Annotated in this window: 1 pseudogene; it reads right to left on the bottom strand. The window is 37.4% G+C overall.

The features are described from left to right. Positions 1 to 516, bottom strand: a pseudogene (locus CAMP5118_RS07975) (flagellin); the annotation flags it as partial.

The following is a 516-nucleotide window of genomic DNA, read 5'->3' as shown; positions in this document are numbered from 1 at the left end:
GCTATTGAAGCTGTAGCAGCAAATTCAGCAAATTGACTTGAACCATCACCTTTTGCACTAAAACCAAAAGCAGCTGAAAATGCTGTTACAAAAGCCAGATTGCCTTCATAAACCTTAGACATTTCTTTACCACTACCAGGAGAAAAACCTGAACCCTCACTCATACCGCTACCAGATGCACTCATAAAAGCCTGGATAGTTGAAAAAGTAACTACCATTTTTCCACCACCCTTATAAGCGTTAAAGCCCATAGCATCTGCAATGTGAGTATCGATATTTCCTTTTGACTCTCTTAGAGAAATTGATGCTTGAGAAATCATATCAGTTGCACCCATACCTATGGCACTAAGTCCACTTCCTGATATTAAAATATCTTTACCATCATTTTTAACTAATGATAAACGACCATAATTGGTATAATCATCTTTTAAAATACCTGCTCCAGGTCCCATATTACCAGTGATTTCTATACCTCTACCATCTCTTGAGTTAAGCACTAATCTACCATTAGCATCT

The sequence above is a fragment of the Campylobacter sp. LMG 7929 genome, assembly GCF_024723595.1.
Lineage (GTDB): Bacteria > Campylobacterota > Campylobacteria > Campylobacterales > Campylobacteraceae > Campylobacter_D.
This window is presented reverse-complemented; position numbering and strand designations above follow the sequence as displayed.